We start from the raw sequence: 19,954 nt of genomic DNA, 5'->3' as shown, positions 1-19,954 counted from the left end.
TCCGTGGGACGCTTGGGAGCGTCTGCTTACCGCTTCTTGGCGGGCTTTTTCGCCGCAGGCGCAGGTGCCGCGGCCGGATGCGCGGGCGCGTCCTCGGGCACCTTGGCGTAGGTCAGGATCTGCAACTGACCGTTGACGGCCGAGGTCGGCTTGGCCCGGTCGAGAAACTGCTCCTCGCCGAGGCCGATCGGATGCAGCCGCTTGGTCGAGATCTTGAACGTGTTGACCAGCACGTCGCGGATCGCGTCTGCCCGGCGCTGGCTCAGGATCGCGTTGGCCTCCCGCGTCTTCGAATTGGATTCGACATGGCCGACGATCAGGAAGGTGTAGGGCAGCAGAGAGGCGTGAACCAGGGCGTCGGCGATGCGGCCGACGGTCTGGTAGGACGCCGGCTGGATGATCGGCGTGTCGGCGTCGAACTGGATCTGCGCGTTGAAGGCGGGCAGGCTCGCGAGGTCAGGCGCGATCAGCGGGCGGTTCACCGGGCCGGGATCGTTTTTGATCCTGGTCTTGGCGCGCTCCATCACCTGCTGCTTCAGCGCGGGAAGGTCGACCTCGGCGGCCTGTTCGAAATGGTTGAGCTTGCCGACGATCTCGTCGCGGGTCGGCGCAGCCGTCTGCGCGCGCGCGGCGCCCGCGAGCAGGGCGAGACCGAACGCAACGCTTAGTCCGACGGTCGAGAGCCCCTTCGCGCGCATCAGCGATACCCCGCGTCGTCAACGGCCTTCAGGCAGTTGTTGCTGATGCCCTTGGGCGCCGAGACCAGGCAGGGGATCGACTTGCTGGTCTCCTTGGTCGAGCCGCCGCAGACCTTGACGATCTCGCGCTGGCAGGCCTGCGCCACGGTGACGCGCGCGGCGACGCGCTTCTGGATGGCGTCGAACACGCGGAGATAGTCGCTCTGGCACTGCGGCGAGAGCACGTCGCGGTTGCGCGACAGGCACTCCTTGAGCCGGGTCGAGTCCGGATTGACGCCGCGGCAATTGGCGACGATTTCCGCGCCGCAACTCGCCGCCAGCTTCCCGATCGAATCGCCAAAGCTCATGGTCTCGGCCGCCGCAAGCGACGGCATAACCAATGCCAGCACGATCAATGTGATGGAGCCCCGGACCATGGGTTTATCTGATACGGGGAAGTTCGCGGTGGTCAAGGGCTGTTCGGGGGAGAACCGTCGAGAGTCCGGCAAGTGCGGCGAACAGTCCTCACTCGGCGTCCGTGGCGGGAGGCCATTCGATCACGACGGCCGTGTGGTTCCTGAGGTCCTCGGCAAACTCTGGGTCGGCCTCGAGCTCGGCCAGCGTCCTCGGCGGGGGAAGCCGGCGGCCCTCGTCGCTGAGGTCGTGCGCGTAGAATGCGAGTGCCTCGGGTGCATTCTCCAGGGCCTCGTCCACGTCGTCGCCGTCGGAGATGCAGCCCGGCAGGTCCGGAAACCACAGGCTGACGGCGTCGGGATCTGCGTCCTCGATGATGGCAACATATTGAGCCATGTCGGGCCTCACGCCCGCTGCACGAAGCTGTCCACGACCTTCTTCTCGCCGGCCTTGTCGAAGGCGATGGTGAGCTTGTTGCCGTCGATCTTGGTGACGCGGCCGTAGCCGAATTTCTGGTGGAAGACGCGGTCTTCGAGCGAGAATTCGGAGGTCGTTCCTGTGGATTTGGCGACCAGCTCGCCCTCGATCGTCAGTGGTCCGCGCCGGCGCGAGGAGAAGCTGCCGAAATCCGGTCCGGATGACGAGGACGACGAGAACGTCGTGGCTTCTTCCTCGAAGCCGCCGCTTCGGCCACCGCTATTGCGGCCACCACCTCGGTTGCGGTTGGCCTGGGCGCGCTGCCAGCCCGGCGTCGTGTAGCTGGAGCCGAACGCCTCCATGTCGTCGAAGCGCGAGGCGCCGTAGCCGCCGGTGCCGCCCCAGGCCGAGCCGCCCTTGGACTCCGTGATCTCGACATTGGCCGCAGGCAATTCGTCGAGGAAGCGCGACGGGATCGTGGTCGACCATGTCCCATGGATGCGCCGGTTGGTCGCGAAATAGATCATGGCGCGGCGGCGCGCGCGGGTCAGGCCGACATGGCCGAGCCGGCGCTCTTCCTCGAGGCCGGCGCGGCCCTGTTCGTCCAGCGTGCGCTGGCTCGGGAACAGGCCTTCCTCCCAGCCCGGCAGGAACACGTTGTCGAATTCGAGCCCCTTGGCCGAATGCAGCGTCATCAGCGAGACCTTATCTTCATCGGTCTCACCATCGCGGTCCATCATCAGCGCGATGTGCTCCAGATAGCCTTGCAGGTTCTCGAACTCGTCCATCGAGCGCACAAGTTCCTTCAGGTTCTCCAGCCGGCTCGCGGCGTCAGCCGAGCGGTCCTTCTGCCACATCTCGGTATAGCCGCTCTCGTCGAGCACGATCTGGGCGAGATCGGTGTGGGCGGTGACCTCGCGCTGGGCGCGCCAGCGGTCGAACTGGGCGACGAGATCGCGCAAGGACCCGCGCGCCTTCGGCTTCAGCTCGTCGGTCTCGACCACGGCGCGCGCCGCCTCGAACAGGGGAATGCGGCGCTTGCGGGCGTGGTCATGCAGCATCTGGATGGTGGCATCGCCGAGGCCGCGCTTCGGCGTGTTGACGATGCGCTCGAAGGCGAGATCGTCCGCGGGCGAATTGATGACGCGCAGATAGGCCAGCGCGTCGCGGATCTCGGCGCGCTCGTAGAAGCGTGGGCCGCCGATGACGCGATAGGGCAGGCCGAGCGTGACGAAACGGTCTTCGAACTCGCGCATCTGGTGGGAGGCGCGCACCAGAATGGCGATCTCGTTGAGCTTCTCGCCCTGGCGCTGCAGCTGCTCGATCTCCTCGCCGATGCCGCGGGCTTCCTCTTCCGAATCCCACGAGCCCGTGACGGTGACTTTCTCGCCGTCCTGGTCCTCGGTGCGCAGCGTCTTGCCGAGCCGGCCTTCATTGTGCGCGATCAGATGCGAGGCGGCGGCGAGGATGTGGCCGGTGGAGCGATAGTTCCGCTCGAGGCGGATCACCTTGGCGCCGGGGAAATCGTGCTCGAAGCGGAGGATGTTGTCGACCTCGGCGCCGCGCCAGCCATAGATCGACTGATCGTCGTCGCCGACGCAGCAGATGTTTTTGGTTTTCTCCCTCTCCCCGTCCTTCACGGGGAGAGGGTCGGGGTGAGGGGCTGTCTCCATGAGCTCGGTGCTCGGAGAGTCCCCCTCACCCGCCGCACTCTGGCGCGCAATTGCGCTGCCGAGTGCGTCGGCCTCTCCCCGCACGCGGGGAGAGGCGAACGAAGGCGCCTGCGACAGCAGCCGCAGCCACAGATATTGCGCGACGTTCGTGTCCTGGTACTCGTCAACCAGGATGAACTTGAAGCGCTGCTGGTACTGCCGGAGGATATCCGGGTGCTCGCGGAAGATGCGGATGTTCTCGAGCAGCAGATCGCCGAAATCGGCGGCGTTCAAAATCTTCAGCCGCTCCTGATAACTCGCATAGAGCTTGCCGCCCTTGCCGTTGCCGAACATCGCGGCTTCGCCCGAGGGCACCTGCGAGGGCATCAGGCCGCGATTCTTCCAGCCGTCGATCAGGCCGGCCAGCATGCGCGCCGGCCAGCGCTTGTCGTCGATGTTCTCGGCCTGCAGCAACTGCTTCAAGAGCCGCACCTGGTCGTCGACATCGAGCACGGTGAAGTTCGACTTGAGCTGCGCCAGCTCGGCATGGAAACGCAGGATGCGGCCGCCGATGGAGTGGAAGGTGCCGAGCCACGGCATGCCTTCCACGGCGTGGCCGAGCATCTGGCCGAGCCGGTGCTTCATCTCGCGCGCGGCCTTGTTGGTGAAGGTCACCGACAGGATCTCGGCGGGGCGGGCGCGGCCCTGGCTCAGGATATGGGCGATGCGCGTGGTCAGCACGCGCGTCTTGCCGGTGCCGGCGCCGGCCAGCACCAGGACCGGGCCGTCCAGCGTCTCCACCGCCTCGCGTTGCTCGGGATTGAGCCCGGACAAATATTTCGGGCCCACCGAGGCGCGCGCACGCGCGGCGATGCCGCCGGCTGCGGGCTGGTGGTCGGAAACGCTGGTGATCTTGCTCGGCTCGGTCATGCGAATCATTTGGCCCCACGATGGCACCGCGGGGTGACGGGAGGGAGCCTTCTTAACAGGGATTGGCCCCTATATGGGGCGGCGAGGTGGGTTTTCCACGTGCGCGGCGGCCCGATTTGTTCCAGCGCGAGGTGCGAATTTCGCCGTTGTACGTGCCGGAACCATCGTTCCCGCGTCGAGATTGTCTGGGCAGGTGGCGCGGCCAGCCGTGCCGAGAGACATCAAGACGAGGGTTTGACCATGCTAGGCTGGGTTGTGACGTTTCTGGTTATCGCACTGATCGCCGGCATCCTGGGCTTCGGCGGCATCGCCGGCGCTTCGATCGAGATCGCCAAGATCATCTTCTTCATCGCGGTCGTCCTGTTCCTGGTCTCGGCCGTGGTCGGCTTGGCGCGCGGCCGCAACAGGATATAGGTGCTTCCCTACGGCCCCCTACGGCCGGCGCGCGATCAAGCCGCTGCTGCTCGATCGCGCTGAACTTACCGCTTCGAGGGCATCGCCACGCTGCGGCCGATGCCCTGGGGGCGCGTCAGGGCGCTGTGAGACTTGGCGACCCCGGCAATGCGCTGCTGGATGTCGGGCGGAAACGGCGCGACGCGCCGCGCCTTCATGTCCATGTGCAGCGACATGTTCTCGGAGGTCGCCGACAGCCAGCCCTCGGTGCCGTGCATCATCTCCTCGAAGGTGTGCAGCCGCTTGTCGTCGGCGTCCAGCAGCCACACCAGGATCTGCACGGGGTCGCCGAGATGGATCTCGCGCAAATAGCGCACATGGCATTCGGCGGTGAAGGTCGAGCCGTGGCGCTCTTTCTTGTAGACCGGGCCAATCCCGAGCTCGAGCCAGAACTCGTCGATCGCCCGGTCGAACATCACGTTGTAATAGGCCATGTTGAGATGGCCGTTGTAGTCGATCCATTGCGGCTCGACCTGCATGATCGAAGAGCGGAACGGCTCTGCGCTCGGCGCTGTGGCGGCGGTCTCCGGCATGTGTCCTTCCCAAGCTATGCGTCCGGTCCCTTGACTTGACCGGTTATATGTCCTTTGCCACGGTCTCTTCTCGTCGGGAGGAATTTCCGTGGGTACGACCATCACCAATGGTCCGCCGCGGCCGGAGCCGAAAGCCCTCGCGAGCGCGCTGGAACAGCTTGCCGCACGCTTCGGCAATCGCCTCATCACCTCGCAGGCCGTCCGCGAGCAGCACGGCCATACCACCACGTGGATCGTCAATCAGCCGCCGGACGGCGTGGTGATGGCGCAGGAGACCGCCGACATCCAGGACGTGGTGCGGATCTGCGCGAAGAACCGCGTGCCCGTGATCGCCTTCGGCACCGGCACCTCGCTGGAGGGCCAGGTCAACGCGCCTGCCGGCGGCATCTCGATCGATTTGCGCGACATGAACAAGGTGCTCGCGGTGCATGCCGAGGACCTCGACTGCGTGATCCAGCCCGGCGTCACCCGCAAGGCGCTGAACGAGCATCTGCGCGACCAGGGCCTGTTCTTCCCGATCGATCCCGGCGCGGATGCCTCCCTCGGCGGCATGGCCTCGACCCGCGCCTCGGGCACCAACGCGGTGCGCTACGGGACCATGCGCGACAGCGTGCTGGCGCTGAAGGTGGTGCGCGGCGACGGCGAGATCATCACGACGGGTACGCGCGCGAAGAAATCATCCGCGGGTTACGACCTCACGCATCTGTTCGTCGGCGCCGAGGGCACGCTCGGCATCATCTCGGAATTGACCATCCGCCTGCGCGGCATTCCCGATACGATTGCGGCCGGTGCGGTGTCGTTCGAGACGGTACACGGGGCGTGTCAGGCCGTGATCCTGGCGATCCAGACCGGCATTCCAGTGGCGCGCATCGAGTTGCTCAATGCCGCGCAGGTGAAGGCCTGCAACGCATACTCCAAGCTGACGCTGCCGGAGACGCCGCTGCTCTTGATGGAGTTCCACGGCAGCGAGATCGAGGTCGCCGAGCAGTCCAAGGCGTTCGGCGAGATCGCAAAGGACTGCGGCGGCGGCGAATTCTCCTGGACCACCAAGCCGGAGGATCGCACCAAGCTGTGGCAGGCGCGGCACGACGCCTATTGGTCGGTGAAGGCGCTGCGTCCCGGCGACAGCATCGGCGTGGTTGCAACCGACGTCTGCGTGCCGATCTCGCGACTTGCCGACTGCGTCAGCGAGACCGAGGAGGATCTCAAGCGTCTCAATTTGTTGTCGCCGATCGTCGGCCATGTCGGTGACGGCAATTTCCACTGCTCGCTGGTCTGCGATACCAACGACGCCGACGAGATGGCGCGCGGCGAGGAGTTCATGCACCGCCTGGTCGAGCGCGCGCAGGCGATGGACGGCACCTGCACCGGCGAGCACGGCATCGGCCAGGGCAAGCAGAAATACCTCAAGGCCGAGCTCGGTCCCGAGGCGCTGGAGGCGATGCGGGCACTGAAGAAGGCACTCGATCCGCTCAACATCTTCAACCCCGGCAAGATCGTGCCGGAGGCGTAACGCAATCCGGGAACTTTCGGCAGTCCCACCGGTTCCAATTCCCGACAATTTCCGATGCCTCAATGGCGCGGCTTTGCGGGAGGATGCGATGTTGCGACCGGTCATTGGAATTGCCGTGATGGCGCTTGCCTGCCTGCTGACGGGCACGGCTTTGGGCAAAGGCGGCGGCGGTCACGGCGGTGGCCACGGCGGTGGCCATGGTGGCGGCCATGGCGGTGGCCATCACGGCGGTGGCCATGGCGGAGGCCATCACGGCGGCGGCCATTTCCATGGCCACGGTTTCGGGCACGCGCACGGCGGCGGTCATCATCGCGCGATGCGGTTTGCAACGGGCGCCCGACACGGTTCGAATTTCGGTCAGATCCGCAACGCGTCCGTGCGCCCCGCGAACTTCCGCAACGCGCTCAATTTGCATTCCAGCGCCTTCCAGAACGGTCGTCTCATCAGCAACCCGGCAGCGCGCGCCCAGATCACGGCTGCGGCCGCGCTTGCGGGCTGGCATGGCGCCAGCAGCGGATGGTGGCAGCATCCAGGCGGCGGCTACGGCTGGGTCGGACCGCTGTTCTGGCCGTTCGCCTACAACGACTTCTACGACTACACCATCTGGGGCGACGGTCTCGGCTTCTGGGGCTACGGCTATCCGGACATCTATGCCGGCCTCTTCGGGCCCTATGGCTATGACGGCCTCTCGGCCTATCTGCCGCAGCGCCCGCAGGGACGGCGGCAAGCGCGCGGCGTTGCGCTGGATCAGCTGTGCGGCAGCGACCGCCGCGAGATCGTCGGTCTGCCGATCGACCAGATCGCCGCGGTGGTGCAGCCGACCGAGGCGCAAGGCGCCAGTCTCGATGCGCTCGGCAGTGCCTCGATCGACGCTGCCGCGCTGATCCGCGCGTCCTGTCCGTCGCAGGTCGCAGCGACGGCACCCGGCCGGCTGGCGGCGATGCAGCAGCGTGTCGAGGCCATGGTGAAGGCCGTCGATCTCGTTCAGCCCGCCCTCGACGGCTTCTATGGCTCGCTCACCGACGAACAGAAGGCGCGGTTCAATGCGCTGGCCGAAGATCAGCGTCGCACAACGGCGTCCAACGGCAGCGGGGGATCGCTGGTCCAGACCTGCGGTGCGTCTGCCGCGCTCGATTGGCCCGGCACCGACATCGAGGCGAGGCTTCACCCCAACGACACCCAGCGCGCCGCGCTGCAGGTGCTCCAGGATACCAGTGCCAAGGTCAGTGCATCGCTGAAGGCGGCCTGCCAGCCCAGCGAGGTGATGACGCCGCCGGCGCGATTGGCCGCGGTCCGCAAGCGGCTCGATGTGATGCTCGACGGCGTCAAGTCGGTGCGCGCAGCGCTGGAGGATTTCTACGCCACGCTGAATGACGAGCAGAAGGCGCAGTTCGAGGCCATCGGCCCACGGCGGACGTCCTGAATGCGTATGGAGCGTGACGGAAGAATCGCCTCGCCGATCTCGGCGGGGCTCTCTATGCTGGGGAGAGGCGGCAGCGCGGCGAGATGACGGCGCGAAGAGCGCGGACGGTGGAGCGATGAGTTGGTTCGCGCGCAAGACGCGGCGGGAGATCTGGGACGAAGCCATCGAGGGGCCGCTCGGCGACATCGAGGCCGCGGCGCGCATTCGTGCGATCTGCGAGGCGGCGGCCGCGAGCGCCGCGGGGGCCGCACGCAACGACAAGCGCGAAAGCGCGCGCTACGAGCGCGCCGCCAAGGTCGCGATGGAGATCGCGATGAAGATATCGGATGGACTGATGCGCGACGATGCGGTCCGTCGCATCGTCGATCTCTGCATGGAGGCGGGCGATCTCAAGACCGCGCAGATCCTGTTTCGCGCGATCCATGCCAGCTGGATGCGCGAGAGGGTGCAGCAGGACCATCCCGAGCTGGCGCAGTAAGGACGACTATTTCGCCAGCTTGCGCACGGCCTCGTCCACGCTGTGGAAGACGCGCTCGCGGGGCAGGGCTTCGTACAATCTGAAGCGCTCGAACGCGTCCTGTGCGCGCACCGATTCCAGCCGGGCCAGTGCGACGGTGACGCCCTGCTCGTTGCACGCCTTGAAGATGTCGAGCAGGATCTGCGCCGCGGTGAAGTCGATCTCGACCATGCCGCTCGCTTCCAACACCAGGAGTTGCGGCCTCGCCGTGCCGAGCACCTTCGCGACGTCGCTGCGGAAACCCGGTGCGTTCAGGAACGAGAGCGGCGCCTGCAGCCCGATCACGGCAACGCCGTCGATCCGCTCGCCGCCGATGTGCGGATGGGCCGGCCACCAGATCGTGGTGCCCGGCACGCGCTCGAACTCGACCAGCCGCGCCCGCGTCGTGCTCCAGATGCCGTGCAGCAGCGACAGCACGATGCCGAGGAACGCGCCCTGCTGGATCGGGAGCACGATGATCAGTGCCGCCGTGGCGAGGATCAGGAGGAATTCGCTTCGGGATTGCCGGTAGACCGTCACGATCTGCTTCGTGCGGACGATGCGCAGCGCGACGAACAGCAAAATGCCGCCGAGCGCCGCGTCCGGAACGTGCCGCAGCAGCCCGGTGCCGAATGCGAGCAGCGCCAGCACGATCGCCGCCGCTGCAAGCCCCGCGAGCTGCGATTGTCCGCCGGTCTCGGCGACGATCCCCGTGCGCGGCGGGCTGGCATTGACCGGAAACGCGCCGAACAGGCCGGACAGCACGCTGCCGGCGCCGGCGCCGAGGAAGTCGCGATCGACGTCGGCAGGCTTGTCGGGATCGGACGGGAACGAGCGCGTGGTCGCGGCGGTCTGCACCATCACCACGACCGTGATCACGAAGGCGAGCGGCACCAGATGCACCCAATGCTCCAGCGCAAGCTCGGGCAGGGTGAGCCGCGGCAGCGTCCCCGGCACCGCGCCGACCACGCTCACGCCCTTGCTCTCGAGACCGAGCGCGATCACGGCCAGCGTCGCGACGACGAGCCCGATCAGCGCGCCCGGAATTTTCGCGCTGATCTTCTCGGAGACGAAGACCGTTGCGAGCACACCGAGGCCGATGCACAGCGTGAAGGGATTGCTGCGGTTAAGTTCGCCTGCGAGCACGCCGATGCGATCGAGCGTCGGCCCGCTCGGCGACCTCAGCCCCAGCACGCCGGGCAATTGCGACACGATGATGTGGACGGAGATGCCGGCGAGGAAGCCGACCATCACCGGCACCGACAGCAGGTTGGCGATGCCCCCGAGGCGAAAGGCGCCGCCGGCAAGCATCATCGCGCCGACCATCAGCGACAGTGCGATCGCAAACCCCTGATATTGCGGCGAGCCGACAGTGGCGAGCGCCGCAAGCCCGCCGGCGAAGATTGGAGTGATCGTGGAATCGGCGCCGCAGGACAGGAAGCGGTTGCCGCCGAGCAGCGCGAAGCCGAGCGAGCCGGCCATGAACGCGAAGAAGCCGATCTGCGGCTCAAAGCCGCCGAGCCGCGCCGTGGCCATCTGCTCCGGGATCGCTATCGCCGCCAGCGTCAGCCCCGCGATCAGATCGCCCGGCAGCGAATAGGAGGCGAGCGAGCGGAGCAGCGGCCATGCGTGCTCTTTTGCGCTCTTGGCGTCGGCGTCGTGCGGCATCGAGGTCCCCGGAAAGCCTGTGTCGATCGATTAGACTACAGCATTTCCGGATTGGAAGGCGGCAGACGCAATCTCTCGACATCCGACGTCGTTGCGAGCGAAGCGAAGCAATCCAGATTCCACCGCGGCGGCAATCTGGATTGCTTCGCTGCGCTCGCAATGACGGAGGGCATGTTTGCCCTCCGAATCTCGCGACGTCCTCTCAATACCTGCCGCGGTTGTAGTCGCCGTGTCCCATCCCTCCGCCGCCGCCACCCAGGCCCATGCCGAGGCCAATCCGATGCCGATGCCTTGCATCACGGCGGCGGGCGGCGGGCCGCGATCCGGCGGCGGTGCGCGCTCGTAGACCACGTTCTCAGGCGGCGGACGGCGCGGCTTCGGCGGCGTTTCGACCACCTTGCGCTTCGGCGGGGTGTCGTCGACGCGCTTCTTGATCACGGGCGCCACGGCCGGGTTGACCGGAGAGGCCGGAGGCGTGGGCGTCGAGCACGGGCAGGTCGGCGCCATCGCGACGGCGATCGGAGCAGGCGTCGACGCCGCGGCCACGGGCAGGGCATAGTTGCGGTTCTGCACGCGGAGCAGCAGCCTGCGCGCGGTTGCCGCGAGATCGCTATTGTCCCAGTTCGCCAGATACGCCTCGAACGAGGCGCGGGTGTTGATCGCGACCGCGCGCTCCCAGGCCAGCATCTGGCGCCGGCGCTCCACGACCGTGCGCAGGCGCGGCGTGCGGGCGTCCTGCGCGTACAGCTCGATGTAGGCCTGATACGCCTCTACGGTGTCGTCCGCGATCACGAGCTCATAGGCGGCCTTCGGCTCCTTGCCCTGCAGATCCCGGCGCCAGTCCGCGACGCTGCGCGAGCCGCTGGCGAGCGCCATGGCGGATGCGCCCGGGAGAGCTGGCTGACCGCTGCTGTCGCCGCCGAAGAACTTGAAGTCGGTCGTCAGCGACGAGCTTTCCCAGGGGATCTGCCGTCCGTCGGTCGATTGCGCCACCGCGATGCGGATGCGCTTGAACACCTCCTCGATCGGCAGATTGGGCTGCTTGGCGATGGTCAGCGCAGCCGTGGTGTAGGGGCTGTCGATGCCGTTGCCGTCCTCCGCCTCGGCGCCGGGCGAGGTCGAATAGGAAATGAAGGAGCCGGGCGCGCCGGCCTTGGTGTCGACGATCGCAAGCCCGTGGCCGGCGCCGCTGAGCGCGGGGAACGGATTGTTGCGGCAGGCATCAAGCATGAAGATGCGCGCCCGCGTCGGCAGCGCACCGAGCGTGTTGAGCATGTCGTTCAGCCGCACGCCCTGGAGCGGAATGTCGGCCTCGCGCTTCGGATCGAGGTCGACGGGCACCAGATAGTTCTCGCCGTCGATCTGCAGGCCATGGCCGGCATAGAACACCAGCGCGACGGTGTCGGCGCCGCTGGCGCTGACCCTGCCGGCGAAGTCCGAGATCGTCGCGCGCATCTCGTTCTGATCGAGATTGGCTGCCGATGTGACGGTGAAGCCGGCATTGCCGAGCAGCTCGGTCATGCCCTTGGCATCGTTGGCGGCGTTGGGCAGTTCCGGCACGGTGCGATAGGCGGACTGGCCGATTACCAGCGCGAGCCGTGCTTCGGCCGCGGCACCGGCCGGCATTGTCAGTTGTGTGAGAGCAAGAAGGCCGGACGCAAGCAGCAAATTGGAAAGGACTGGACGGCGCATGATGTCACCTCCATCGGCAATGCGCGCGATGATGACACCTTTTCTACGTCCCGGCCATGACACTGTCTGTGCGCCGGCTCACGCTTGGCGTGCGACAGATCGGGCAGGATGTCTGCCCGGCCGGCGCGTCCGGCCGTAGCGCCTCACGGCAGTCCGCGGTCCCAGGGCGTCACGGGCGCAAAGCGCGCGGCGAGAAAGTCGATGAAGGCGCGCACCTTGGCCGGCGGTCGGCGGTCGGGCAGGTAGACCGCATGCACCGCCGAGGTTTGGATCTCCGGCTGGTCGAGCGGCAGCGCGACCAGTGCGCGCGAGCGCAGATCATCGGCGATGATGAAGGTGGGTTGTCGTGCAAGGCCGAGGCCGGCCAGCGTCGCCGCGCGCAGCGCATCGCCGTTGTTGGCACGCAAGGTGCCGCTGACCTGGACGCGGATCTCGCCCTCGGCGCCGAACAGCCATTCCGCCGCGCTCGCCTGCTGCGAGAGCGTGTAGCCGAGGCAATTATGCCCGGCGAGGTCGGCGACGGTGCGCGGCGTGCCGTGGCTGGCAAGATAGGAAGGTGCGGCACAGACCACGAGGCGGTTCGGCGCGAGCTTTCGGGCCACCATGCTGGAGTCGCGCAAGCTGCCGATGCGGATCGCGAGGTCCCAGCCTTCCTCGGCGAGGTCGACGAGGCGATCGTTGAGACCGAGCTCGACGGTGACCTCGGGATGGGCTGCCGAGAACTCTGCGATCGCAGGCGCAATCTGTCTTGTGCCGAACACGACCGGGACATTGACGCGCAGCAGCCCCCGCGGCTCGACGCGTTCGAGCGCGATCGCGGCGTCGGCGGCCTCCATGTCGGCGAGGATGCGCTCGGCGGCTTCCAGATAGCTCCGTCCGGCCTCGGTGATGGAGAGCCGCCGCGTGGTGCGATGGAACAGCTTTGTGCCGAGCCGGGTCTCCAGCGAAGCGACATGCTTGGTGACCATGGTCTGCGATAGTCCCATCGCCCGGGCCGCGCCGGAGAGGCTGCCGGTGGCGGCCACCTTCGCGAAGACTTCCAGGCTGGTCAGGCGGTCGAGCAAGAGCTACTCACTCCATTGGTGTGAAGTATATTTCGAAAATAGCAGATTATCATCGATTTGAGAATAGATCATGGTGCGCCGCAAAGGAGACCGCCATGATCGATTCCCGTACCGCCCCTTATGCCGCACTGGTGCTGCGCGTGACCCTGGGCGCGCTGTTCCTCGCCCATGCCAGCCTGAAGCTGTTCGTGTTCACCCCGGCTGGCACCGCAAAGTTCTTCGGCAGCCTCGGCTTCCCGCCCGAGCTCGCCTATCTCATCATGACCGTGGAAGTTCTCGGCGGCGTCGCCCTCATCCTCGGCGTCTGGACCCGCTACGCTGCGCTGGCCGGCATTCCGATCCTGCTCGGCGCGATCTTCACGGTGCATGGCGCGGCCGGCTTCTTCTTCACCAATCCGAAGGGCGGCTGGGAATTCCCCGCCTTCTGGGCGATCGCGCTCGCGGCGCAGGCCCTGCTCGGCGACGGCGCCCACGCGCTGCGTCCCTCGCGTGATGTCCACGCTGCGGGCGGCCAGCTCAGCGCCGCGCATTCGCGCTGACGTTTAGCTTAGACCTCGCGAGCCGCGGGACCACGATCCCGCGGCTTTCGTTCGTGTGCTTCGTACAATCCAATCGATATGCGTTCGGCATTGATCCATACCTGAATTGGATCGATCCCTCGCAATCCTGCATGGCAGGAGTTGTCGCTGCCGTGCGGCATGCGCGAAAACACCGATAAACAAAGGCGTTCCGTCGCGGCTTCCGCACAGCGCCTGTCGCTCGTGCCATCGCGACGCCGCCGCCGCATCCCTTGCCTGTGCCGTCGCTTTGGCCATACAGTCGAGCCAACACGCCGCGACAATGATCGCGGCTGCAAAAAGAATAATTGGGGAGAGACCGCACCATGACCATCGTGCCCGTGAACCGTCGCGCGTTCATCAAGTCATCGGCGGCGGTCACCGCCGGCCTCGTTCTCTCTCCCGCGATCATCGGCCGCGCCGAGGCTGCGACGATGAAGCTGAAATGCTCCTCCTCGCTGCCGAACGATCCCAAATACGCCAACGGCCGCGTCTTTTACGACAACCTCGTCAAGAACCTGAAGGGCAATGGGCTGGGCGAGCAGGTCGAGGTCGCGTTTTTTCCGGACAACCAGCTCGGCCAGGAGATCGACGTCATCAATTCGGTGAAGCTCGGCGTCATCGACCTCATGGTGTCGGGCTCGTCGATCTCGGCCAATCTGGTACCGCTGGTCGGCACCTTCGATCTCGGCTTCCTGTTCTCGAGTTTCCCGCAGCAGACCAAGGCGTTCGATGCCGGCGCCGCCAAGCCGATCGAGGATGCCCTGCTCAAGGGTGGCAACATCCGCATCATCGCCTGGGCCTACAATTTCGGCTCGCGCAGCGTGCTGGCGAAGAAGCCGGTGAAGACTCCGGAGGATCTCGCCGGCCTCAAGATCCGCACCCTGCCCAACCCCGTCATCACCGAATGTTTGCGCCTGATGGGGGCGGCTGCGACGCCGCTGGCGTTCGGCGAGATCTATACGGCCTTGCAGGCCGGCGTGCTCGATGGCCTCGAGCACGATCCGCCGACGATCCTCGCCAGCAAGTTCTTCGAGACGTCGAAATTCTACGGGCTGACGCAGCACAATTTCTCGCCGCTCGCGATCTATTTCAGCGACATGACCTACAACCGCATGGATCCGAAGCTGCGCGAGGGTTTTCTCGATGCCGCGAAGAAGGCCGCGGTCGACACACGTGCTCATGGGCTCGCAGTCGAGAAGGAGGCGCTGGCGGCGCTCGGCGAGAAGGGCGTGACGGTGGCCGAATGCGACCGCGAAGCCTTCAAGAAGCGCGTCGCGCCGCAGATCGAGAACTTCATCAAGGCGCGGCCGGAATCCAAGCCGGTCATCGACATGATCCGCGCGACGCAAGCCTGATGGCCAAGTCCGAAATGGCGATGACAGGGGCCGTGCCGCTCTCGGGCGGCCGCCACGGCAGCATGACGCTTCTGCTTCGCCTCAGCGACGCGATCGCGGCCATCCTGCTGGCCGCCGATCTCGTGGTGGTCTGCGCTTCCGTGCTGCTGCGCTTCTTCTTCAACGCGCCGGTCGAATGGTCCGACGACGTCGCCCGCGGATTGATGGTCGGCTCGGCCTTCTTCGGCGCGGCGAGCGCGCTCGCGCGCGGCGAGAATGTCGGCGTCTCCTTCTTCCGCGACCTGTTGCCGGTGCGGCTGCGCACGCTGGTCGATGCCGCCAGCGCGCTGCTGATCGTGCTGATCTCCGGCTATGTCGCCTACAATGCCATCAAGCTGGGCTCGCTCACCGCCGGCCAGACCACCGGCTCCGGGCTGCCGCTGGAATTGACCTTCTACCCGATGGGCATCGGTGCGTTGTTCATGGCGGTGTTCGCGATCGACCATCTCTGCGCGCGGCCGCTGCCTGATATCGTCAGGGGGCTGGTCGCAATCATCGCGGTGACCGGCCTTTATCTCGCCTGGGATTATCTGTCGCCGTCCTCGGTGCCGTCGGCAGGCACCTTGATGCTGATCGGCTTCTTTGCAACGCTGTTCGGCGGCTTGCCGATCGGCTTTGCGCTGGCGCTCGCCGCGCTGATCTTCATCTGGGTCGAGGGCGCGCTGCCCGGCGTGATCTTCGCCCAGCAGATGGCACGCGGCATCGACAATTTCGTGCTGCTAGCGATCCCGTTCTTCATCCTCGTCGGCTACCTCATGGAAGCCAACGGCATGTCGGTACGCCTGATCGAGCTGCTGCAGCGCGCGGTGGGCCGCATGCGCGGCGGCCTCAACGTCGTGATGGTCGCCTCGATGGTGCTGTTCTCGGGGATATCAGGCTCGAAGATGGCGGATGTCGCCGCGGTCGGCTCGGTGTTGATCCCGGCTGCGCGCCGCTCCAGGCAGAATCCGGGGGGCGCGGTGGCGCTGCTGGCGGCCTCCGCGGTCATGGCGGAAACCATTCCGCCCTGCATCAACCTGATCATCCTCGGCTTCGTCGCCAACCTGTCGATCGGCGGCCTGTTCATGGCCGGGCTGCTGCCGGCCGCGCTGATGGCGCTGGTGCTGATCGCGGTCTCCATCATCTTCGGCAAGCCGCCGGCGGAAGCCGAGGAAGTCGCGCCGCAGGCGCCGGTGTCCGGGCTCTGGAGCGGCGCGATCGCCGCGTTCGGCCTGATCTTCATGATCTTCTTCGGCTTCAAGAGCGGCTTTGCCACGGCCACCGAAATCTCCGCCTTTGCCGTGGCCTATGCGCTGGTCGTCGGGAGCCTGGTGTTTCGCGAGCTCGACTTCAGGACGGCCGCGCACAGCTTCGTCCAGGCTGCAACGCGCGCGGGCCTCGTGCTGTTCATCGTCGCCGCCGCGCAGTCGCTCGCGTTCACGCTGACGCTGCAGCAGGTGCCGCACGCGGTCGGCGACTTCATGCTGGGGCTGTCGAAGACCTCGGGCGTCTGGCTGTTCATCCTGCTCGCGATCGTCGTGCTGATCGTGATGGGCTCGGTGCTGGAAGGCGCGGCCGCGCTGATCATTTTCGGGCCGCTGCTCTTGCCGGTCGCGGTGCAGCTCGGCGTCGATCCCCTGCATTTCGGCGTCGTGCTCGTCATCGCGATGGGCATCGGCCTGTTCGCGCCGCCGCTCGGGCTCGGGCTCTACGGCGCCTGCCTGATCGGCAACGTGCCGATCGAGCAGACGGTGAAGCCGATCATGGGCTATCTGGGCCTGCTGTTCCTCTGCCTGCTCGTCATCGCCTTCGTGCCATGGCTCTCGACCGCGCTGCCGCGGGCATTCGGCTACTGAAGGAGTCTTGTCGTGAAGGTTCTGCTCGCGCACACGCCGGGGATGCGGCGCAATTACTATGGCGATCGCAGCCTGAACGGCCTGCGCGCGGCCGCCGAGGTGATCCTGCACGACAGCGATGAGACTTTGGATGCAGCCGGCCTCGTGCGCGCCGCCAAGGACGTCGACATCATCGTCGCCGATCGCATGACGGAGGGGCGCGGTGAGATCTTTGCGCAGTTGCCGCGTCTGCGTGCGTTCGTCCGCTGCGCCGTCGACATCCGCAACGTCAACGTGGACGCAGCCTCGGAGGCCGGCGTGCTCGTGACCCGCGCGGGGCCCGGCTTCGTGCAGGCCGTCGCCGAGCTCGCGCTCGGCTTCATGGTCGATCTCTCGCGCGGCGTGTCGCGGACGACCGCGGACTATCAGGCCGGCCGCAAGCCGGAAGCACGGATGGGCCGCCAGCTCGCCGGCAGCAAGGTTGGCATCATCGGCTATGGCAGCATCGGGCGCTATCTCGCCGAGATCGCAAAGGCGCTGCGCATGGGGGTGCTGGTCTCCGATCCCTTCGCAACCGTCACCGTTGCCGCAATCCGGCAAGTCGGTCTCGGCGAGCTTCTCGCCGCATCGGACTATGTCGTCTGCCTCGCCATCGCCAACGAGCAGACCGAGAACCTGATCGGGGAGGCCGCGCTGGCGCGCATGCAGAAGCATGCCGTCTTCATCAATCTCTCCCGCGGCAATCTCGTCGACGAGGCGGCGCTGGCACGCGCGCTGCGCGAGAACCGCATCGCAGGTGCTGCGATGGACGTCGGTCGTGCACCGGACCAGATGCCGACGCCCGAGCTTGCGAAGCTGCCGAACGTCATCGCGACCCCGCATGTCGGCGGTTTGACGCCGCAGGCGATCGAGTACCAGTCGCTGGAAACCGTGCGGCAGGTGGAGGCGATCGTGCGGGGCGAGGTGCCGCAAGGCGCCGTCAACGCCGAGCGGTGGAGTAGGCGGCCCTGAAAGCTCGCCCTGCCTCGAACCTCGTTCCGACCCGCGACGTCAAAGTTCCCTGCCCGTTGTGAAAAGGTTCATTGAGCAGGATTGAGCAGATGAAGGTTCTGATCACTGCGGTATGCGCCGTCCTGATCGGCGTGTCTCTGAGCGCCTGCCTCACATCATCCCGACACCAAGCCGCCTTACGGCCAGTCGAACGGCAGGAAATCCGATCGTTAGGAAGCAAGACGGTCGCGGCGGATGCTCCTGTTGCCGAGGTGATGGCGCTCGTCCATATTCATTCCACGGCGCCACGGTTGTCGGTGCAACGTGCGAGTGGCAATGCAGCGAGCAGTTCTGTTCGACCTTGACGACACGCTTCTCGATCGTTCTGCCGCCATTCCAGCGTTCGTCATCTCCCAGGCTCGTCGACTTCTGGAGATGCAAGTGCCCGATGCTGTACGGTTTGCGGAGCGCTTCGTCGAGCTCGAGGAGCGCGGCCGGGTCTGGAAGGATCAGGTTTACAGGGAGTTGGGCCGAGAGTTTCCGCCAGCACGGCACGCTGACGAGCGCCTTTTGAAGGTATCTGCGGTCGTTTCCAAAGGCCTGCCGCTTGCGACAGGGCGCGGCCGAACTGTTGCGCCAGCTCCGGGGCAATGGCATCAAAGTCGGGATCGTCACCAATGGCCGCTCGGACATGCAGCTTGCCGTTGTCAGCGCCTGGGACTTGGGGATCTCATGGACGCGGTCGTCATCTCTCATCCTGAGGAGCCCGCCCAAAGCGGGCGTCTCGAAGGATGGGCCGCGGGAGAGCGCTCCCAAATGCGATTGCGCTCCCGCTCTAGGGGCATCTCGCGAAAATCGCTTGACCCAGACGGCCCCGGATGGTCGGTAGCACCGTCTAGGGATGAAATAAAAACACCATGCGGCTTCCGTTCTTCTACGGCTGGGTCGTGGTCGCGGTGACGTTCGTCACCATGGCCATCGGCGTCAACGCGCGCACCGCTTTCTCTCTGTTCTTTCCGCCGATCATCTCCGAATTCGGCTGGGAGCGCGGCATCACCGCGGGCGCCTTCTCGTTCGGCTTCGTCGCCTCCGGCGTCGCGAGCCCGCTGATCGGCCGTCTGATGGATCGCGCCGGTCCCCGCGCGGTGATGGAGCTCGGCGTGGTGCTGATGGGCGGCGGCTTGCTGCTCGCACCGCTCACCAGCCAGCCCTGGCATCTCTATCTCACCATCGGCGTCATGGTCGGCGCCGGCAGCGTCTGTCTCGGCTATTCCGGCCAGTCGCTGTTCCTGCCGAACTGGTTCATCCGCAAGCGCGGATTTGCCATCGGCATCGCCTTTGCCGGTGTCGGCATCGGCTCGGTGACGCTGCTGCCATGGGTGCAGCACATGATCGAGCAGGCCGGCTGGCGCACCGCCTGCACGGCGATGGGCCTGCTCGTCCTGATCGCGCTGGCGCCGATCAACCTGCTGCTGCACAAGCGCCCCGAGGATATCGGTCTGCAGGCGGACGGCGATGCCGCACCTGGCGCCGGCGCCGCAAAGCCGATCTCGAACGTGGTCGATCCGGTCTGGGTCAATACCGAATGGACGCTGAAGCGCGCGGTGGCGACCGCGCGGTTCTGGTGGATTGCCGTCGGCTATTTCTCCGGCCTGTACATCTGGTACGCGGTGCAGGTGCACCAGACCAAATTCCTGCTCGATATCGGCTTCAGCCCCGGTGTCGCGGTGTGGGCGCTCGGCATCGTCAGCCTGCTCGGCATTCCCGGCCAGATCGTGCTCGGCCACGTCTCTGATCGAATCGGCCGTGAGTGGGTCTGGGCGATCAGCTGCGCAGGCTTTGCGATCTGTTTCGCGGCGCTGATCGCGCTCAAGTTCCAGCCGTCGCTGTGGCTGGTCTACGTCATGGTGTTCACGCAGGGCGCGCTCGGCTACGGCCTCACCTCGATCATGGGCGCGGTGGTGTTCGAGATCTTTCAGGGCAGGCACCAGGGCAGCATCTTCGGCACCATCATGCTGGCGGCGTTGGCGGGCGGTGCGGCCGGTCCCTGGCTCACCGGCCTGCTCTATGATCGCACCGGCGACTACACGCTCGCCTTTGCCATCGCAATGGTCGTGAGCGGCTTGTCGGCGCTGTCGGTGTGGCGGGCCTCGCCGGGCAAGGTGCGCGCCGTGGCCGGGCGGCTGCACAGGCTTGCACCGGCGTGCGAATAGGTTCCGGACGCATCAAGATCCTTCGGCGGCTCGTCGTGCGCGACCTAATGG

17 protein-coding genes and 1 pseudogene are annotated in these 19,954 nt (G+C 66.4%); 9 read left to right on the top strand and 9 right to left on the bottom strand.

Annotation, left to right across the window (positions count from 1 at the left end):
- Positions 1-26 precede the first annotated feature (26 nt).
- The 4 genes from ACNJYB_RS29055 to ACNJYB_RS29040 form a co-directional block, all read right to left on the bottom strand.
- Positions 27-698: an OmpA family protein gene (locus tag ACNJYB_RS29055; RefSeq protein ID WP_439369981.1), complete on the bottom strand. Its 672-nt coding sequence runs from the start codon at positions 696-698 to the stop codon at positions 27-29.
- On the bottom strand, positions 698-1,114 hold the full coding sequence (locus tag ACNJYB_RS29050) for a hypothetical protein (RefSeq protein ID WP_439369980.1): 417 nt from the start codon (positions 1,112-1,114) through the stop codon (positions 698-700). Before ACNJYB_RS29050 ends, ACNJYB_RS29055 begins: the two co-directional genes overlap by 1 nt.
- 88 nt (positions 1,115-1,202) lie before the next feature.
- Complete coding sequence (locus tag ACNJYB_RS29045) at positions 1,203-1,487, bottom strand: type II toxin-antitoxin system HicB family antitoxin (protein WP_439369979.1); 285 nt, start codon at positions 1,485-1,487, stop codon at positions 1,203-1,205.
- Positions 1,488-1,495: 8 nt separating this feature from the next.
- Positions 1,496-4,099, bottom strand: coding sequence for an ATP-dependent helicase (locus tag ACNJYB_RS29040; RefSeq protein WP_439369978.1), 2,604 nt, complete (start codon positions 4,097-4,099; stop codon positions 1,496-1,498).
- Between the two features lie 231 nt (positions 4,100-4,330).
- On the opposite strand from ACNJYB_RS29040, the gene ACNJYB_RS29035 reads away from it, so the two are divergent.
- Positions 4,331-4,504: a DUF1328 domain-containing protein gene (locus tag ACNJYB_RS29035; protein ID WP_008556598.1), complete on the top strand. Its 174-nt coding sequence runs from the start codon at positions 4,331-4,333 to the stop codon at positions 4,502-4,504.
- Between the two features lie 65 nt (positions 4,505-4,569).
- Here ACNJYB_RS29035 and ACNJYB_RS29030 read toward each other — a convergent pair whose 3' ends face one another.
- Positions 4,570-5,076, bottom strand: coding sequence for a thioesterase family protein (locus ACNJYB_RS29030; RefSeq protein WP_439369977.1), 507 nt, complete (start codon positions 5,074-5,076; stop codon positions 4,570-4,572).
- 88 nt (positions 5,077-5,164) lie between these two features.
- On the opposite strand from ACNJYB_RS29030, the gene ACNJYB_RS29025 reads away from it, so the two are divergent.
- The 3 genes from ACNJYB_RS29025 (at position 5,165) to ACNJYB_RS29015 (ending at position 8,490) form a co-directional block, all read left to right on the top strand.
- The gene (locus ACNJYB_RS29025) at positions 5,165-6,589 is read left to right on the top strand and encodes an FAD-binding oxidoreductase (RefSeq protein ID WP_439369976.1); all 1,425 of its coding nucleotides are present in this window, start codon (positions 5,165-5,167) and stop codon (positions 6,587-6,589) included.
- 88 nt (positions 6,590-6,677) lie between these two features.
- A complete protein-coding gene (locus tag ACNJYB_RS29020) occupies positions 6,678-8,012 on the top strand; it encodes a Spy/CpxP family protein refolding chaperone (protein ID WP_439369975.1) in 1,335 nt (444 codons plus the stop codon).
- Between the two features lie 115 nt (positions 8,013-8,127).
- On the top strand, positions 8,128-8,490 hold the full coding sequence (locus tag ACNJYB_RS29015; protein ID WP_439369974.1) for a hypothetical protein: 363 nt from the start codon (positions 8,128-8,130) through the stop codon (positions 8,488-8,490).
- A gap of 6 nt (positions 8,491-8,496) precedes the next feature.
- Here ACNJYB_RS29015 and ACNJYB_RS29010 read toward each other — a convergent pair whose 3' ends face one another.
- The 3 genes and pseudogenes from ACNJYB_RS29010 to ACNJYB_RS29000 all read right to left on the bottom strand — a co-directional run bounded on the left by ACNJYB_RS29010 (position 8,497) and on the right by ACNJYB_RS29000 (position 12,932).
- Positions 8,497-10,176, bottom strand: coding sequence for a SulP family inorganic anion transporter (locus tag ACNJYB_RS29010; protein WP_439369973.1), 1,680 nt, complete (start codon positions 10,174-10,176; stop codon positions 8,497-8,499).
- Between the two features lie 202 nt (positions 10,177-10,378).
- A pseudogene (locus tag ACNJYB_RS29005) lies at positions 10,379-11,868 on the bottom strand (caspase family protein).
- Between the two features lie 143 nt (positions 11,869-12,011).
- Positions 12,012-12,932 carry a LysR substrate-binding domain-containing protein gene (locus tag ACNJYB_RS29000; protein WP_439369972.1) on the bottom strand — a complete coding sequence of 307 codons (921 nt, stop codon included), beginning with the start codon at positions 12,930-12,932 and terminating at the stop codon, positions 12,012-12,014.
- A gap of 95 nt (positions 12,933-13,027) precedes the next feature.
- Between ACNJYB_RS29000 and ACNJYB_RS28995 the strand changes: the two genes are divergently transcribed.
- The 4 genes from ACNJYB_RS28995 to ACNJYB_RS28980 all read left to right on the top strand — a co-directional run bounded on the left by ACNJYB_RS28995 (position 13,028) and on the right by ACNJYB_RS28980 (position 17,711).
- The gene (locus ACNJYB_RS28995) at positions 13,028-13,471 is read left to right on the top strand and encodes a DoxX family protein (protein ID WP_439369971.1); all 444 of its coding nucleotides are present in this window, start codon (positions 13,028-13,030) and stop codon (positions 13,469-13,471) included.
- 344 nt (positions 13,472-13,815) lie between these two features.
- Positions 13,816-14,847, top strand: a complete 1,032-nt coding sequence (locus ACNJYB_RS28990) for a TRAP transporter substrate-binding protein (protein WP_439369970.1) — start codon at positions 13,816-13,818, stop codon at positions 14,845-14,847.
- A gap of 20 nt (positions 14,848-14,867) precedes the next feature.
- A complete protein-coding gene (locus tag ACNJYB_RS28985) occupies positions 14,868-16,721 on the top strand; it encodes a TRAP transporter large permease (RefSeq protein ID WP_439375671.1) in 1,854 nt (617 codons plus the stop codon).
- Positions 16,722-16,733: 12 nt separating this feature from the next.
- The gene (locus tag ACNJYB_RS28980) at positions 16,734-17,711 is read left to right on the top strand and encodes a hydroxyacid dehydrogenase (RefSeq protein ID WP_439369969.1); all 978 of its coding nucleotides are present in this window, start codon (positions 16,734-16,736) and stop codon (positions 17,709-17,711) included.
- A 150-nt stretch (positions 17,712-17,861) separates the two neighbouring features.
- On the opposite strand, the gene ACNJYB_RS28975 is transcribed toward ACNJYB_RS28980, so the two are convergent.
- Positions 17,862-18,446 (bottom strand): hypothetical protein, encoded by a 585-nt coding sequence (locus tag ACNJYB_RS28975; protein ID WP_439369968.1) that lies wholly within the window; start codon positions 18,444-18,446, stop codon positions 17,862-17,864.
- A gap of 161 nt (positions 18,447-18,607) precedes the next feature.
- Here ACNJYB_RS28975 and ACNJYB_RS28970 point away from each other — a divergent pair, with 161 nt between their 5' ends.
- The gene (locus ACNJYB_RS28970; protein WP_439369967.1) at positions 18,608-19,903 is read left to right on the top strand and encodes an MFS transporter; all 1,296 of its coding nucleotides are present in this window, start codon (positions 18,608-18,610) and stop codon (positions 19,901-19,903) included.
- The last annotated feature ends 51 nt before the right edge of the window (positions 19,904-19,954 follow it).

Source organism: Bradyrhizobium sp. SMVTL-02 (assembly GCF_051853005.1).
GTDB lineage: Bacteria > Pseudomonadota > Alphaproteobacteria > Rhizobiales > Xanthobacteraceae > Bradyrhizobium.
Note: the sequence above shows the minus strand (reverse complement) of the source record. Positions and strands in the feature narration are given on the sequence as shown.

Bases quoted from the DNA above. Each gene is read 5' to 3' on its own strand.
- ACNJYB_RS29015 (WP_439369974.1), top strand. From the start codon at position 8,128: ATGAGTTGGTTCGCGCGCAAGACGCGGCGGGAGATCTGGGACGAAGCC.
- ACNJYB_RS29055 (WP_439369981.1), bottom strand. From the start codon at position 698: ATGCGCGCGAAGGGGCTCTCGACCGTCGGACTAAGCGTTGCGTTCGGT.
- ACNJYB_RS29050 (WP_439369980.1), bottom strand. From the start codon at position 1,114: ATGGTCCGGGGCTCCATCACATTGATCGTGCTGGCATTGGTTATGCCG.
- ACNJYB_RS28995 (WP_439369971.1), top strand. From the start codon at position 13,028: ATGATCGATTCCCGTACCGCCCCTTATGCCGCACTGGTGCTGCGCGTG.
- ACNJYB_RS29035 (WP_008556598.1), top strand. From the start codon at position 4,331: ATGCTAGGCTGGGTTGTGACGTTTCTGGTTATCGCACTGATCGCCGGC.
- ACNJYB_RS29045 (WP_439369979.1), bottom strand. From the start codon at position 1,487: ATGGCTCAATATGTTGCCATCATCGAGGACGCAGATCCCGACGCCGTC.
- ACNJYB_RS28975 (WP_439369968.1), bottom strand. From the start codon at position 18,446: ATGAGAGATGACGACCGCGTCCATGAGATCCCCAAGTCCCAGGCGCTG.
- ACNJYB_RS29010 (WP_439369973.1), bottom strand. From the start codon at position 10,176: ATGCCGCACGACGCCGACGCCAAGAGCGCAAAAGAGCACGCATGGCCG.
- ACNJYB_RS28985 (WP_439375671.1), top strand. From the start codon at position 14,868: ATGACAGGGGCCGTGCCGCTCTCGGGCGGCCGCCACGGCAGCATGACG.
- ACNJYB_RS29020 (WP_439369975.1), top strand. From the start codon at position 6,678: ATGTTGCGACCGGTCATTGGAATTGCCGTGATGGCGCTTGCCTGCCTG.
- ACNJYB_RS28970 (WP_439369967.1), top strand. From the start codon at position 18,608: ATGCGGCTTCCGTTCTTCTACGGCTGGGTCGTGGTCGCGGTGACGTTC.
- ACNJYB_RS29040 (WP_439369978.1), bottom strand. From the start codon at position 4,099: ATGATTCGCATGACCGAGCCGAGCAAGATCACCAGCGTTTCCGACCAC.
- ACNJYB_RS28990 (WP_439369970.1), top strand. From the start codon at position 13,816: ATGACCATCGTGCCCGTGAACCGTCGCGCGTTCATCAAGTCATCGGCG.
- ACNJYB_RS29030 (WP_439369977.1), bottom strand. From the start codon at position 5,076: ATGCCGGAGACCGCCGCCACAGCGCCGAGCGCAGAGCCGTTCCGCTCT.